Origin of the sequence: Profundibacter sp., assembly GCF_965277155.1 — a bacterium.
Classification (GTDB): domain Bacteria; phylum Pseudomonadota; class Alphaproteobacteria; order Rhodobacterales; family Rhodobacteraceae; genus Profundibacter.
The window spans coordinates 481,234-494,489 of sequence record NZ_CBDIBV010000013.1 but is presented as its reverse complement, the minus strand read 5'-3'; the positions used below and the strand labels follow the sequence as shown (position 1 = coordinate 494,489).

The window sequence follows — 13,256 nt, the reverse complement described above, 5'->3', positions numbered from 1 at the left end:
GTGCGGGGCTGTGTTGTTCTTAGTCCTTGAATTTGGGTGCGCGTTTTTCGAAGCCCGCCATCAGGGCTTCGATCTGGTTCGGGCTGCCGATCAGACGTCCCTGGGCGGCGGATTCCAGCAATAGCACCTCGGCCTCGGCCGCATATTCACAGGCTCGGATCATCGCCTTGGCCTCGCGCACCGCATCAGGGCTGCGCCCCGCGATATCAGCGGCCAGCGCCTGTGCGCGGTCCAGCGGATCATCCGCCAGTTCGGTGACAAAGCCCCAGCCCAGTGCTTGCGCTGCGTCGAACACTTCGGCGGTATAGGTCAGCCGCCGGATCACATCGCCACGGGCCAGACGGCGCATCAGAACCATGCCGCCCATGTCGGGCACCAGCCCCCATTTGCCTTCCATGATGGAAAACCGTGTATCAGGCGCGGCCACGCGGATGTCGGCGCCCAGCATGATCTGGAACGCACCGCCAAAGGCATAGCCATGCAGCGCGGCAACAACCGGCATCGGCAGATCGGCCCAGACCATTGCAGCGCGCTGGAACAGGTTGGAGGTGCCATGTGTGCGGGTCATGATGCCGCCCGCTTTAGCGACCTCGGCCATCAGTTTCTGAAAAGTGCCCGTATCCAGACCCGCCGAAAAGGCCGGCCCGCCGCCGCACAGAACCACCGCGCGGATATCGCGGCGTTCCATCAGGGATTCGCCCGCGGCAACGATGGCGTTGATCATATCCAGATCCAGCGCGTTGCGCTTGTCGGCGCGGGTCAGGGTGATAGTGGCAATGCCACTGCTTTCCCCGATGCGAACCCGTTTCGACATCTAGTGGATGATCTCTTCGTCTTTCACGAACATATTGGCCCAGGCCCGATCCAGCAGATCGGGGCGCATTTGGTTCGGGATACCTTCGAATTCGCAAATCGCGATCATCTGGTCGATCAGGAAGATCGGTTGATAGTTCGCATAGACATTTTCGATGGTCGGGTATTTTTCCTTGAGCATATGCACCAGAGTTGCTTCGTCCAGCGGCAGTTTCTTTTTGCGGGCAACCATGGCGAAAATTTTCAGGAAGTCCTCTTGGCTGGGTCCGTCAATCTTGATTTTAAAGAAAATCCGGCGCAAAGCCGCGCGGTCAAATATTTCGTTCGGGTGGAAGTTGGTCGAGAAGATAACCAGCGTGTCAAAAGGCACGGTGAATTTTTCACCTGATTGCAATGACAGAATATCCCTGCTTTCCTCAAGTGGAACAATCCAGCGGTTGATCAGGGCCTGCGGCGGTTCGGCCTGTCGACCAAGGTCATCCACGATGAACACGCCGCCGGTGGATTTCAACTGCAACGGCGCCTGATAGGTGCGGGCCGTCGGGTTGTAAACCAGGTCCAGCATGTCCAGTGTCAATTCACCACCGGTGATCACCGTCGGGCGTTCACAGCGCACATAACGGGTATCGAACCGGTTACCTTTGCGGCGCAGGCTGTTGGGGTCATCGCCTTCTTCCTCGACGGCGGTGTGGACGATCGGATCATAAACCGTGATCACCTGACCGGCGTATTCGATTGCGCGCGGCACAAAGATTTTGTCCCCCAGCGCATCGCGGATCCCGTTCGAGATAGAGGATTTACCGTTGCCCGGAGGGCCATACATCAGGATCGAGCGCCCCGAGCTAACCGCAGGCCCAAGATGGTCCAGCAGTTCATCGGGCAGGATCAAGTGGCCCATGGCGCCGGTTAATTGATCGCGGGTGATCTGGATATTGCGGATCGACTGGCGCTTGACCTGTTCGGAGTAAACATCCAGCGGCACCGGCATAGCGCCGTAATATTCGGATTGTGACAGGGCATCCAGCGCGCGGGCCTTGCCGGCGTCGGTCAGTTGATATCCCATTTCGCCGCCTGATCCGGCATGCAATGTGCCTGTGGCCTGAAGCAGTTTTTGTTCACGCGCCAGATCGACCAGTTCCTGTGTGACAGGAATGGGCAGGCAAAGGGATTTGGACAGCTCGCTGACCTGTTCCTGGTTTTGCCGGAACATCGTTTTCAGCAGGATGTCGCGCATCATCACCTGCGGAAGGTTCATTTCGCTCATGCGGCGCGGGGCGGGGGGCGCAATAACGCCGGAGGTTTCCATGTTCATTCGCTTACCTGTGCTCTGCGTTTTAAGGGGAACCTCTAAAAATCCCCCAAAATCCGGCCTGACGGGGTAGAATCGTCATCAGGATGAAAATGATTCGACCGACGGGGTTTTGTCATGGGTCAGATGGGATTTTTTGATCTTTCCAGCCGATACGCGGGACTGGACAAATCTGGTGATCCGCTGGTGTTGCTCAACGACATGGTGCCGTTCGAGGATTACCGGGACGAGCTGAAGGCCATATGGCGCACGCCGCCCGAACAGCGCAAATCCAACGCTGGCCGCCCGCCTTGGGATGAGGTGCTGATATTCAAGACGATGGTTTTGCAGCAGCTCTACAACCTCTCTGACGATCAGATCGAGTATCAGATCCGCGACCGCCTGTCGTTCATGCGGTTTCTCGGCCTTGGCATTGAAGACAGCGTACCTGACGCCAAGACCATCTGGGCCTACCGTGAAAGGCTGGCCGGGGCCGGGAAGATGAAGGAGCTGTTTGACAAGTTCGATGCCTTTCTGCGCGAAAAGGGCTATCTGGCGATGGGCGGGCAGATTGTTGATGCGAGCATCGTTCCGGCGCCGCGCCAGCACAACAAAAGGGACGAGAACGAGAAAATCAAGGCGGGCGAAACGCCTGAAGAGTGGGAGGAAAAACCCCACAAGAAGCGCCAGAAGGACGTGGATGCGCGCTGGACGAAGAAGCACGGCAAGAGCTATTACGGCTACAAGAACCACATCAATGTCGACCGGCGGCACAAATTCATCCGCGCTTATGATGTCACCGATGCCGCCGTGCATGACAGCCAGGCGCTTGCCGGTCTGATTGATGCGAGCAACACCTCATCGGACCTGTGGGCCGACAGCGCCTATCGCTCGCAAAAGATCGAAAGCGAGCTGGAAGAGCGGGGGCTTCACAGCCATATCCATCACAAGGGCAGGCGCGGCAAGCCGCTTGGCGAGCGCCAGCAAAAGGCCAACCGGAGGCGCTCGAAAGTGCGGGTCCGGGTCGAGCATGTATTCGCTTTTCAGGAGCGCTCCATGGGCGGCAAGCTGATCCGCTCCATCGGCCTGAAGCGGGCGCGATTTCGCATCGGGATGATGAACCTGGTCTACAACATGAAGCGCTTCGTCCAGTTCGAATGCGGCCTGGCGGCGCCGGGATAAGGGTTCATGGGGTGAGGTGTGCCTGAAATACCCAAAACCGGCTTGAAACCGGTGAAAATGGGTTTATGATCCGAAGCAATCAGGCGGGACAGGCGAAAAACCGTCCACCCCGCCGCGAAGAAGGCGAAAACGGGAATTTACAGAGGTTCCCTAAGGACTGTTTAGATAAACAGCGTGTTATTTTTGTGGCGATTCTACCGCTGATCGGGTCAATGGACAATAAAAACTGCCCAAGTCTTGCACTTGCGGGCTAATTGCCGGTTATTGTGGCGGAAATGTATAGTAAAACCAATCGGGGGTAGGCATGAGCAGGCCAAATCCAGTCGCATTATTCGGATTTCTTGTATCAATTATTGTGGTTCTGGGCGGATTGGCCGTGCTGAAAGGCGGGTTGTTTATTGCCAAACACGAGGCTGATACCCTGCATCTGGTGCAAATTGTGTTTCGGATGAATATGGGGCAATGGCCGCATCTGGATTTCATGACGCCTTTGGGGGCACTGGCCTATGCGCCGATTGCGCTGTTCACATGGCTCGGGGCAGGGATTGGCCACGCCATTCTTTACGCACAAATTGCGGTTGCTGTGGTGCTGCTACCGGCGGTGTGGTGGGTCAGTGTCAGCCGGTTTTCTGGCGGGTTGGCCTATCTGTTCGGCGCTCTGGTGATGGTTCTTTGCGTGGCGATTGCATTTGGCACAGAAGAGCAGACCATCTCGATCTCCATGCATTATAACCGCTGGGCCTGGGCCTTTTCCTTTGTGGCGATCGCGCTGGCCGTGGTGCCGCCAATGGGTCGGGAACGCCCGCTGGTGGACGGGGTGATCATCGGCTTGTGCCTGGCGGCGCTAGCACTGATCAAGGTCACTTACTTTATCTCGTTTGCTCCGGCAATTGCGCTGGCGCTGGCCTTTCGCAAGGATTGGGCGGCAATGGGATGGGCGCTGGTTGCAGGGGCAGGGGTTGTTGTAATTGTAACCCTGTTTGCCGGTGTCGGGTTCTGGATTGCCTATGCGCAGGATCTGATCGAGGTGTCGCGTTCAAAAGTGCGCCCGCAACCGGGATTGACGATCGGCCGGGTGATCCTTTCTTCGGCCTATTTGGGGGCGACGGCAATGGCTATTCTGGGGGCGGTGCTGTATCGGCAATCGAAAGCGGATGCAGGCGGTTATGCCCTGTTGGCGCTGTTGCCCGGGTTTTTCTATGTCACCTATCAGAACTACGGCAATGACCCGCAATGGCTGCCCTTGCTGGCCATTCTGTTTCTGGCATTGCGCCCGAAACAGGTGCGGCACAATCGTTGGGGATGGGATATCCGTAAGGGTATGGAAATCGCCGCGATTGCAACATTCGCCATGGCGGCGCCATCCTATATCAACATGGCCTCAAGCCCGATCAGGCAGATGACATTCGATGCCGAGGGGTATGAACCCATCCTGATGACTGAAGGCATAAACAGTGATTTGCAACTGCCACATATACGCGCCCGTCGGGTAGATGGCTGGGTGTCGCTGGCCAGCGAGGGGGCGGGTCTGGACGCGATGGAAGAGGGGGCCGATCGCAAGGAACTGGGCAGCTTGTCCGGTCAGCCGCTTCCGTATTGCAAACTGAAACTGGGCTTGCCGGGCTGGACCAAGACCATTGTCGATGATCTGGAGAGTGCCGGATTTGCAGGTGGCAACAGGATTTTCATTGCGGATATTTTTTCCAGCCATTGGCTGTATGGCGACCTGAAACCACTGATCAATGGCGCGCCCTGGTATTACGGTGGATTGCCCGGGTTCGACAGTGCCGATTATGTGCTGGTCCCGCAATGCCCCGCATCGCCCGAAGCCCGCAAGCAGATACTGGATGATATAATGGCGCTTGAAGGGGTGACTGTGGAAGAAATACGACGCACCCCGCTTTATATCCTGATGGATATCAAGCGCTAACAGGTGCGTCGGATATTGCTATTGGCCGTAAAAGATCCCGAGGACCAGATAGGTGATGAACGTTGCACTTATTGTGACGCCCATCGGAAAATCTTTGCGATCCCAGCTTTCCCATTCCGGGGCCAGATTGCGCACAAATGACAGGATGCGCGCCAGCCGGTGGGTGAAATATGTCAGCAAGATCAGCGCGGCCAAAAGATATGCCACCATCACCGCGTCTTCACGCATAATAAAGGGGGCCATCGCGGCGGCGATTTTTGCATCCCCGGCGCCAACCATATTCAGGTAGTTCAGGATGAACCCGATCACCAGAACAACAACGAAATGTGTCATGTGCCACAAGTATTGATCCAGCGGTAATGTGAAAAAGCCCAACACCAGATAAATCCCCAACATTGCCAATACGGCATTGTTGTAGATTTTCATGTATTTCAAATCGCTCCAGGCCACCCATAGTGCTATGGGCAGGACGAAGGGAAGGTACCACATTGCTGCGGTTGATGAGAGGTAAACTGGCATTAGTTCGTCACATTGTTTTCCAGCGCTTTCAGAGAACGCGCTGCGGCCTCGAAGTGCTGCGGGTGGGTGTCGATGGCTTCTTTCAACAGGCCTTTGCCGGTTGTCACGTCGCCTTGCTTGATTGCCGACAGGGCAAGAGTGTACAGCAACTGTGCCCGCTCTGTTTGGGTCATGGGAACAACCGGCAGGGTGTAATTGCGTTGCGCCCCACGGGCCAGCGCCAGATTGTTTTTGGCGGTAAAGCTGTTGCGGTTGTAGGTCAGGGATTCATTGAACAGGCGTTCGGCCTCGCTATAGTCCCCACGGGTCAATTTCGAGTATCCCCAGTTGTTCAGAACATTGCCCGGATTGGTGGTCAGGCCGACGGCAATCTCGTAAAAGCTGTCTGATTTTTTCCAGTCCTTGTTGCTGTCTGCAACCATCGCTTCCAACCGGTAGCGTTTGTAGGTTTCAAAGGTGGGGGGAACGCTGTCCAGAACCGTTTTGGCTTTTTTCCAGTCGTTGGTGCGGATCAGTGAATCTGCCAGATTTACGCGGTCTTCATTTGTGCTCTCGGGGTGTTGGACAATTTTGGCCCAGACAATCGAGGCTTCGCGTGGTTTTTTGGCGCGGATCAGTGATTTCGCAAGCCCGCGTTGCAGATCAATCCGGTCGGGATTGTCGGCGCTGGATTTGCGGAAATAGGCAACCGCCTCGTTCGGATCACCAACCGTAAGCATGATGCTGCTCAGGTTGCTTTCATCGATGACATTGTCTGACGTCAGCACTCGTGGGACAGATTTAAGGTTTAGCTAACGGAGGATTTCTGGTTCATCGTAACCGTCAAGGAGTGAAGATGAACAAGAAATCCGGAACGAGTAAAGCAGCGGCAGATAAGCTGGTAAAGAATATCCGCCGCAAAACCAGACAAACCTATTCTGCCGAGGAGAAGATCCGCATTGTCTTAGCGGGCCTTCGAGGAGAGGAAAGCATATCCGCGCTGTGCCGTCGTGAGGGCATTGCGGAAAGCCTGTATTATAGCTGGTCCAAAGAATTCCTCGAAGCAGGCAAGCGGCGACTTTCTGGCGACACTGCTCGTCAGGCGACATCACCAGAAGTCAAAGAGTTGCGTTCGGAATCTATGGCCCTGAAAGAATGCGTAGCCGATCTGACCATTGAAAACCGCCTGCTCAAAAAAAGCATGACAGGGGCTGGGGGGTACGAGGAATGAGATATCCTGCATCTGAGAAATTGTCGATTATCGACACCGTTGAAAAATCACATCTGCCTGTGAAGCAAACCCTCGACATGCTGGGTATTGCGCGCACCACATTTTACCGTTGGTATGATGCTTAGAGGTGGTCCCACTTTTTTGACCAGTCAGCAGCCAGTTTAAGATGGATCAGGGTTTCATTTAGGCTGCCAAACTCATTGGTTTTGTTTTTCTGTCATAGGCTTCATCCGGGGTCAATATTCCGTGGGTGGAATGCGGGCGCTCGGTGTTGTAGTAAGCCAACCATTTCCCGATCCCGGCGCGGGTCTGCGAACCCGTTTCAAATGCGTTGAGGTAAATGCATTCGTATTTCAAGGATCGCCAAAGCCGCTCGATCATCCGGTTATCGACCCAGCGACCTTTGCCATCCATCGAGATTTTCACGTCGGCTTCTTTCAGCGCCTGCGTCCATTCAAACCCGGTGAACTGGCTGCCCTGGTCGCTGTTCATGATATCGGGCTTGCCGTATTTGGCCATAGCCTCTTTCAGGGCTTCAACGCAAAAATCTGCCTCCATGCTGTTTGACAATCTCCAGCTCAAAACCTTGCGGCTGTGCCAGTCCATGATCGCGACCAAATAGAGGAACCCGCGCTGCATCGGAATGTAGGTGATATCTACGCACCACACATGGTTTGGACGATCAATCGTCAGGTCTCGCAGCAGATACGGGTAGATCTTATGCTGCGGATGTTTCTTGCTCGTGTTGGGCGTCTGGTAGATCGGAACCAACCGCATCAGCCGCATCAAACGGCGGACCCTGTGGCGACCACACTTGTAACCTTGGCGCTGCATGTGCCGGGCCATTTGCCGTGATCCATACCACGGCGTCTGCAAGAATTGCTTGTCGATTATTGTCATGAACCGCAAATTTTCAGCACTTTCGCCTTTTGGCTGGTAATACAGGTTCGAGCGCGCCAGAGAAAGTAGCCCGCATTGTCGTCGCACACTCAGATCATGCTCACGGCTCACCATTTTTTGCCTCGCTTCCCGAGCAACTGTTGCGAGGCGTTGGCTAAAAAATCCCGTTCCACGACCAGCTGACCAATCTTGGAGTGCAGCTTCTCAATCTGGGCTTCATCAACCCGATCAGGATCACGGCCCCGTCTGGAAAATGCCGTGGCCATGTTTTCAATCGCTGCTCGTTTCCATGTGCCAATCTGGGTTGGATGCACACCATACTTCTTCGACAGCTCCGCCATCGTCATTTCCTCGCGGATTGCTTCAAGCGCAACGCGGGCTTTGAATTCGGGAGAATGGTTCTTTCGTTTCGTCATTTTGAATCGTCTTTCTCATAAGTCGATCCACCTTAACAACTGGTCCGAATTTCCGCGACCACCTCTCAGAGCCTCCAAATCTCAAACCGCTCTGATGTCCCATTTTATATGACGACGGACACCAAGGAGGCCAACAACCAACAGCGGGCCGAAGGGGCCGAACATGTCGGTGAGTGTTGTGTTGATGCTATCAATAAAACCCATTTGCCTATCCCCTATACCTTAATGTTCACAAGCCAGCGCATGACAAAGATGTTCACAACCAGAAACACCCCGACAAACAGACAGGCCGGAATGAAATAGGGGCTTTCCATCACTTCGTCATAATAATCCGGTTGGGCCAGATTAACACCGATAAGCGCCAAGAACGGGAAGCCGGACAAGAAGTTGCCAGACCATTTGGCCTCGGCGGTGATGGCTTTGACGCGGCGGAAAAGTTTGAAGCGCGAGCGGATCACCTTGGACAGGCCATGCAGGATTTCCGCAAGGTTACCACCGGATGTTTGTTGAATGGTCACGGCAACAGCCAGGAAGCGAAGATCCTGCATATCCAGACGTTCGGCCATGTCTTTCAAGGCCTCGCCGACATCGCGTCCATAGGTCGCCTCGTCTGCGATAACGCCCATTTCCGTTCCCAATGGGTCAGGAATTTCGTTTGAAACAATTGCCAAAGCCGAGGTGAACGGGTGCCCGACGCGCAGGCTTCGGACCATCAGTTCAACAGCATCCGGCAGTTGCTCCTCGATCAGGGCCATGCGTTTCTTGGCCTTGTTGTTAACCCAGATAAAGACCGAACTGATACCCATTACAATTGAAATGGCAATGCGCACAGGGAAAGAAGTACCGGTCCCGATTGTCAAACCGACAAAGGCGAGCATGCTAAGTCCGGCCATAAGAAGGATAAGCTGTAGCGGTGAGAACGCGATATTTGCCTTTTGTGCACGATTGGCCAGCAAGGAATATAGCGGGATGGAATTGGATTTAAGGTGCTGCGCCATTTCTTTGCGCAACTGCTCCAGCACCTGTTCGCGACCTGCCCCTTTTTCCAGCATGTCAAGCCGACGGTTGACCTTGCTGTTCAGGCTGATCGATTTGCCGAACACTGTCAGGTAGATACCCTCGACCAGAAATAGAACGGCAATGAAGATCAGGCCGTAGACGATGAATTCTCCGTTAATCGACATTGGTATTACTCCGCAGCAAAGGGTTCGAACAAGGAAGCAGGCAGATCATAGCCCCACATGCGGAAGCGTTCGGAATAGTGCGACCGCACGCCGGTGGCTGTGAAATGGCCAAGGATTTTGTTTTCCGGGGTCAGGCCGACGCGCTGGAATTTGAACACTTCCTGCATCGAGATCACTTCGCCCTCCATCCCGGTGATTTCCGTAACCGATGTCATCCGGCGCGAGCCATCCTGCAAACGGCTGATCTGCACAATCAGGTTCACAGCCGAGGAAATCTGGCTGCGCACCGCTTTCAGCGGCATTTCAATGCCCGACATCGCGATCATGTTTTCCATCCGCGACACGCCATCGCGCGCCGAGTTGGCGTGGATCGTGGTCATTGATCCGTCGTGGCCGGTGTTCATGGCCTGCAGCATGTCGATCACTTCTTCGCCACGCGTTTCCCCCACGATAATCCGGTCAGGGCGCATCCGCAGGGCGTTTTTCAGACAGTCGCGCGGCGATACTTCGCCTTTGCCTTCCACATTCGGCGGACGGCTTTCCATCCTGCCTACATGGACCTGCTGCAATTGAAGTTCCGCCGTATCCTCGATTGTCAGGATACGCTCGGCATTGTCGATAAAGGACGACAGCGCGTTCAGGGTGGTGGTTTTACCGGAACCGGTACCGCCGGAAACGACGATGTTCAGACGACATGCCACGGCGGCCTGAAGATAGGCAGCCATTTCTTCTGAAAAGGCGCCAAAGGCCACCAGATCATCAATGCCCAGCTTGTCCTTTTTAAATTTACGAATGGAAACCAGCGAGCCATCAACCGCAATCGGCGGAACCATCGCGTTGAAACGCGAGCCATCGGCCAGACGGGCATCCACATAAGGGTTGGATTCGTCAACGCGCCGGCCCACAGCGGACACGATTTTGTCGATGATGCGCAGCAGGTGGCGTTCATCCTTGAAGGTGATGTCGCTCAATTCCAGCTTGCCTTCATGTTCTACGAAAATCTGCTTCGGGCCATTGATCAGAATATCGTTGACGGTCGGGTCTTTCAGCAAAGGCTCGATCGGGCCAAGGCCTGTTACTTCGTCGAACAGTTGTTGATAAAGATGGGTGCGTTCATCACGGGTCAGCACCACGTTCATCTCTTCCAGCGCCTCGGTTGCGATGGCGGTGATTTCGTTGCGCAAATCGGATTCAGCCGCATTTTCCAATGCAGACAGATTCAGGTTATCCAGCAATTCCTGATGCAATTGCAGGCGTATTTCTGCCAACCGCTCTTTGCGCTTCAGCTCTTTGTCGGGCACAGCGGCCGATGCAGGGGCCTTTGCCGCCTTGCGCAGCGAATGCGCTGCATCATCAGGCTTGTTGGCAGCGGGCTTTGCTGCAACAGATTGGGAAGAGTCTTTGGACCCTGCTTTTTTGTAACGCGAGAACATTCTGTATTCCCTTTTCTACTTTACTGGCCAGCCTCGGCGGCTTCGTTAAGCTCGTGAATTGACATGGCAAGCTTGGTGAATTCTTTGCGAACCGGGTTCTTTGCGGCGGTTTCGGCCATTGGCACGCCGTGATCACCGGCCTGGACAACCACTTTGCCACCGTCCGGAATCTGTATTTCGATGTCGATATCCAGGCTTTCGGCCAGCCTTTTAACACGGGATTTTCCGTTTAGATCGGTGAATTTTGGTGCCCGGTTCAAAACATAACGCATTTTCTTGTAGGGCAGTTCTTCGGATTTAAGGGCACGGATCAATCGCAGGGCATTCTGGGCGCTGCGCATATCCAGCTCAAGAGTTGCAAAGTAGACATGGGCCTTGTTCAGAACCGTTTCGGTCCAGGCGACCAGTGTTGAAGGCATATCGATGACAACATAGTCGAAATTTGTGCGGGCCACTTCGACAATGCGAAGCACATCATCGGGTTCGATCAGATCCAGGGGCAGCATGTCGGCCGGAGCGGTCAATACATGCATCTTGTCGCCATAGGTCAACAGCGCAGCCATAAAGCTTTCGCTGTCCATGGATTCGGTGTTGGTCAGCAATTCATATACTGTTTCACGCCGCGGCAGGTCCAGATAGGTCGAAACCGATCCGAATTGCAGGTCCAGATCCAACAGACAAACGCGCGGGGCTTTCTTTTTGTCAATATTGGCCAGTTCCCACGCCAGATTGACCGCAAGGGTCGAGGCGCCAGTGCCGCCTGCCAGACCATGAACAGGCAGAACAACGCCGTCATAATTTCCAGTGGTGTCTGACGTCAGCACTCGTGGGACAGATTTAAGGTTTAGCTAACGGAGGATTTCTGGTTCATCGTAACCGTCAAGGAGTGAAGATGAACAAGAAATCCGGAACGAGTAAAGCAGCGGCAGATAAGCTGGTAAAGAATATCCGCCGCAAACCCAGACAAACCTATTCTGCCGAGGAGAAGATCCGCATTGTCTTAGCGGGCCTTCGAGGAGAGGAAAGCATATCCGCGCTGTGCCGTCGTGAGGGCATTGCGGAAAGCCTGTATTATAGCTGGTCCAAAGAATTCCTCGAAGCAGGCAAGCGGCGACTTTCTGGCGACACTGCTCGTCAGGCGACATCACCAGAAGTCAAAGAGTTGCGTTCGGAATCTATGGCCCTGAAAGAATGCGTAGCCGATCTGACCATTGAAAACCGCCTGCTCAAAAAAAGCATGACAGGGGCTGGGGGGTACGAGGAATGAGATATCCTGCATCTGAGAAATTGTCGATTATCGACACCGTTGAAAAATCACATCTGCCTGTGAAGCAAACCCTCGACATGCTGGGTATTGCGCGCACCACATTTTACCGTTGGTATGATGCTTATGTCGAAGGTGGTCTTGATGCGTTGGCGGATCGCTCACCCCGGCCCAAGTCTGTCTGGAACCGCATCCCTCAAGACAGGCGTGATGACCTGATCGAGTTCGCACTGGAACATGAGGCGCTTACGACACGGGAATTGGCTGTCAAATACACCGATGAGAAGCGATATTTTATCTCTGAATCATCGGCTTACCGCATTCTGAAGGCTGCTGATCTGATCACTGCACCAGACTATGTGGTAATCAAGGCCGCTGACGAGTTCACGGACAAAACCACCGCCATCAATGAGATGTGGCAGACCGACTTCACCTACTTCAAGATCATCGGTTGGGGCTGGTATTATCTCAGCACGATCCTGGATGATTACAGCCGCTATATCATCTCGTGGAAGCTCTGCACCAACATGCGGGCCGAGGATGTGACTGATACGATTGAGCTGGCTCTGGCAGCGTCAGGATGCGACCAGGCGGTTGTGCGGCACATGCCACGCCTGCTCAGTGACAATGGGTCCTGTTACATCTCGGGTGATCTGGCCGACTGGCTGGATGATCATAAAATGGGTCACGTTCGCGGAGCCCCGTTCCATCCACAAACTCAAGGCAAAATCGAGCGCTGGCACCAGACCATGAAGAACCGGGTCTTACTGGAAAACTACTACCTGCCCGGCGATCTGGAACGCCAGATTGAGGCCTTCGTCGAATTCTACAATAACGAACGGTACCACGAGAGCCTAAACAACGTCACGCCCGCCGACGTCTATTTTGGGCGTGACAAAACCATCATCAGAGAAAGGGAAAAGATCAAGAAACAGACAATCCAACAACGCCGCTTGCAACATCAAAAACAAGCTGCATAATCAATCACACAAACGAACCAGAGCCTCCAAATCTCAAACCGCTCTGATGTCCCATTTTATATGACGACGGACAGTTCCCGAGCGCAAGTACAGCGCATGGCCCGAAGGTATCCGCAAGGGGTTCGAGCCCGCCCGTA

At 54.4% G+C, this 13,256-nt stretch carries 11 protein-coding genes and 2 pseudogenes; 5 read left to right on the top strand and 8 right to left on the bottom strand.

From position 1 onward, the window contains the following. Nucleotides 1–19: 19 nt before the first annotated feature. Nucleotides 20–814 (bottom strand): crotonase/enoyl-CoA hydratase family protein, encoded by a 795-nt coding sequence (locus ACQY4M_RS17670; RefSeq protein ID WP_428546874.1) that lies wholly within the window; start codon nucleotides 812–814, stop codon nucleotides 20–22. Next, complete coding sequence (locus ACQY4M_RS17665) at nucleotides 815–2,125, bottom strand: ATPase (RefSeq protein WP_428546871.1); 1,311 nt, start codon at nucleotides 2,123–2,125, stop codon at nucleotides 815–817. It abuts the gene before it with no gap. A 114-nt stretch (nucleotides 2,126–2,239) separates the two neighbouring features. Here ACQY4M_RS17665 and ACQY4M_RS17660 point away from each other — a divergent pair, with 114 nt between their 5' ends. The 3 genes from ACQY4M_RS17660 (at nucleotide 2,240) to ACQY4M_RS17650 (ending at nucleotide 5,213) form a co-directional block, all read left to right on the top strand. Further along, nucleotides 2,240–3,283 carry an IS5 family transposase gene (locus tag ACQY4M_RS17660; protein WP_428539227.1) on the top strand — a complete coding sequence of 348 codons (1,044 nt, stop codon included), beginning with the start codon at nucleotides 2,240–2,242 and terminating at the stop codon, nucleotides 3,281–3,283. A 65-nt stretch (nucleotides 3,284–3,348) separates the two neighbouring features. Then, on the top strand, nucleotides 3,349–3,537 hold the full coding sequence (locus ACQY4M_RS17655) for a hypothetical protein (RefSeq protein ID WP_428546868.1): 189 nt from the start codon (nucleotides 3,349–3,351) through the stop codon (nucleotides 3,535–3,537). Between the two features lie 50 nt (nucleotides 3,538–3,587). Further along, complete coding sequence (locus ACQY4M_RS17650) at nucleotides 3,588–5,213, top strand: hypothetical protein (RefSeq protein WP_428546865.1); 1,626 nt, start codon at nucleotides 3,588–3,590, stop codon at nucleotides 5,211–5,213. Between the two features lie 18 nt (nucleotides 5,214–5,231). Here ACQY4M_RS17650 and ACQY4M_RS17645 read toward each other — a convergent pair whose 3' ends face one another. Further along, a complete protein-coding gene (locus ACQY4M_RS17645) occupies nucleotides 5,232–5,702 on the bottom strand; it encodes an A24 family peptidase (RefSeq protein ID WP_428546862.1) in 471 nt (156 codons plus the stop codon). A 29-nt stretch (nucleotides 5,703–5,731) separates the two neighbouring features. After that, entirely contained in the window at nucleotides 5,732–6,499 is a 768-nt protein-coding gene (locus ACQY4M_RS17640; protein WP_428546859.1) for a tetratricopeptide repeat protein, read from the bottom strand. Between the two features lie 68 nt (nucleotides 6,500–6,567). Between ACQY4M_RS17640 and ACQY4M_RS17635 the strand changes: the two are divergent. After that, nucleotides 6,568–7,061 (top strand): annotated as a pseudogene (locus tag ACQY4M_RS17635) (transposase); the annotation flags it as partial. A 64-nt stretch (nucleotides 7,062–7,125) separates the two neighbouring features. Here the strand turns inward: ACQY4M_RS17635 and ACQY4M_RS17630 are convergent. From ACQY4M_RS17630 to ACQY4M_RS17615, 4 genes and pseudogenes are all read right to left on the bottom strand, one after another. Continuing rightward, nucleotides 7,126–8,258, bottom strand: a protein-coding gene (locus ACQY4M_RS17630) for an IS3 family transposase (RefSeq protein WP_428539245.1) whose coding sequence is annotated in 2 segments (ribosomal slippage) — nucleotides 7,126–8,006 and nucleotides 8,006–8,258 — 1,134 coding nt in all. Because the reading frame shifts where the segments join, the coding sequence is not laid out codon by codon here. Between the two features lie 215 nt (nucleotides 8,259–8,473). Beyond that, complete coding sequence (locus ACQY4M_RS17625; protein ID WP_428546856.1) at nucleotides 8,474–9,442, bottom strand: type II secretion system F family protein; 969 nt, start codon at nucleotides 9,440–9,442, stop codon at nucleotides 8,474–8,476. Nucleotides 9,443–9,447: 5 nt separating this feature from the next. Further along, nucleotides 9,448–10,875 carry a CpaF family protein gene (locus tag ACQY4M_RS17620; RefSeq protein WP_428546853.1) on the bottom strand — a complete coding sequence of 476 codons (1,428 nt, stop codon included), beginning with the start codon at nucleotides 10,873–10,875 and terminating at the stop codon, nucleotides 9,448–9,450. A 20-nt stretch (nucleotides 10,876–10,895) separates the two neighbouring features. Beyond that, nucleotides 10,896–11,675: pseudogene (locus ACQY4M_RS17615) on the bottom strand (AAA family ATPase); the annotation flags it as partial. A 92-nt stretch (nucleotides 11,676–11,767) separates the two neighbouring features. On the opposite strand from ACQY4M_RS17615, the gene ACQY4M_RS17610 reads away from it, so the two are divergent. Beyond that, nucleotides 11,768–13,119 (top strand): IS3 family transposase gene (locus tag ACQY4M_RS17610; protein WP_428542716.1). Its coding sequence is split into 2 segments (ribosomal slippage): nucleotides 11,768–12,103 and nucleotides 12,106–13,119, totalling 1,350 coding nucleotides; the frame shifts between segments, so codons are not numbered across the junction. Nucleotides 13,120–13,256 lie beyond the last annotated feature (137 nt).

Bases quoted from the DNA above. Each gene is read 5' to 3' on its own strand.
- ACQY4M_RS17670 (WP_428546874.1), bottom strand. From the start codon at position 814: ATGTCGAAACGGGTTCGCATCGGGGAAAGCAGTGGCATTGCCACTATC.
- ACQY4M_RS17665 (WP_428546871.1), bottom strand. From the start codon at position 2,125: ATGAACATGGAAACCTCCGGCGTTATTGCGCCCCCCGCCCCGCGCCGC.
- ACQY4M_RS17660 (WP_428539227.1), top strand. From the start codon at position 2,240: ATGGGTCAGATGGGATTTTTTGATCTTTCCAGCCGATACGCGGGACTG.
- ACQY4M_RS17655 (WP_428546868.1), top strand. From the start codon at position 3,349: ATGATCCGAAGCAATCAGGCGGGACAGGCGAAAAACCGTCCACCCCGC.
- ACQY4M_RS17650 (WP_428546865.1), top strand. From the start codon at position 3,588: ATGAGCAGGCCAAATCCAGTCGCATTATTCGGATTTCTTGTATCAATT.
- ACQY4M_RS17645 (WP_428546862.1), bottom strand. From the start codon at position 5,702: ATGTGGTACCTTCCCTTCGTCCTGCCCATAGCACTATGGGTGGCCTGG.
- ACQY4M_RS17625 (WP_428546856.1), bottom strand. From the start codon at position 9,442: ATGTCGATTAACGGAGAATTCATCGTCTACGGCCTGATCTTCATTGCC.
- ACQY4M_RS17620 (WP_428546853.1), bottom strand. From the start codon at position 10,875: ATGTTCTCGCGTTACAAAAAAGCAGGGTCCAAAGACTCTTCCCAATCT.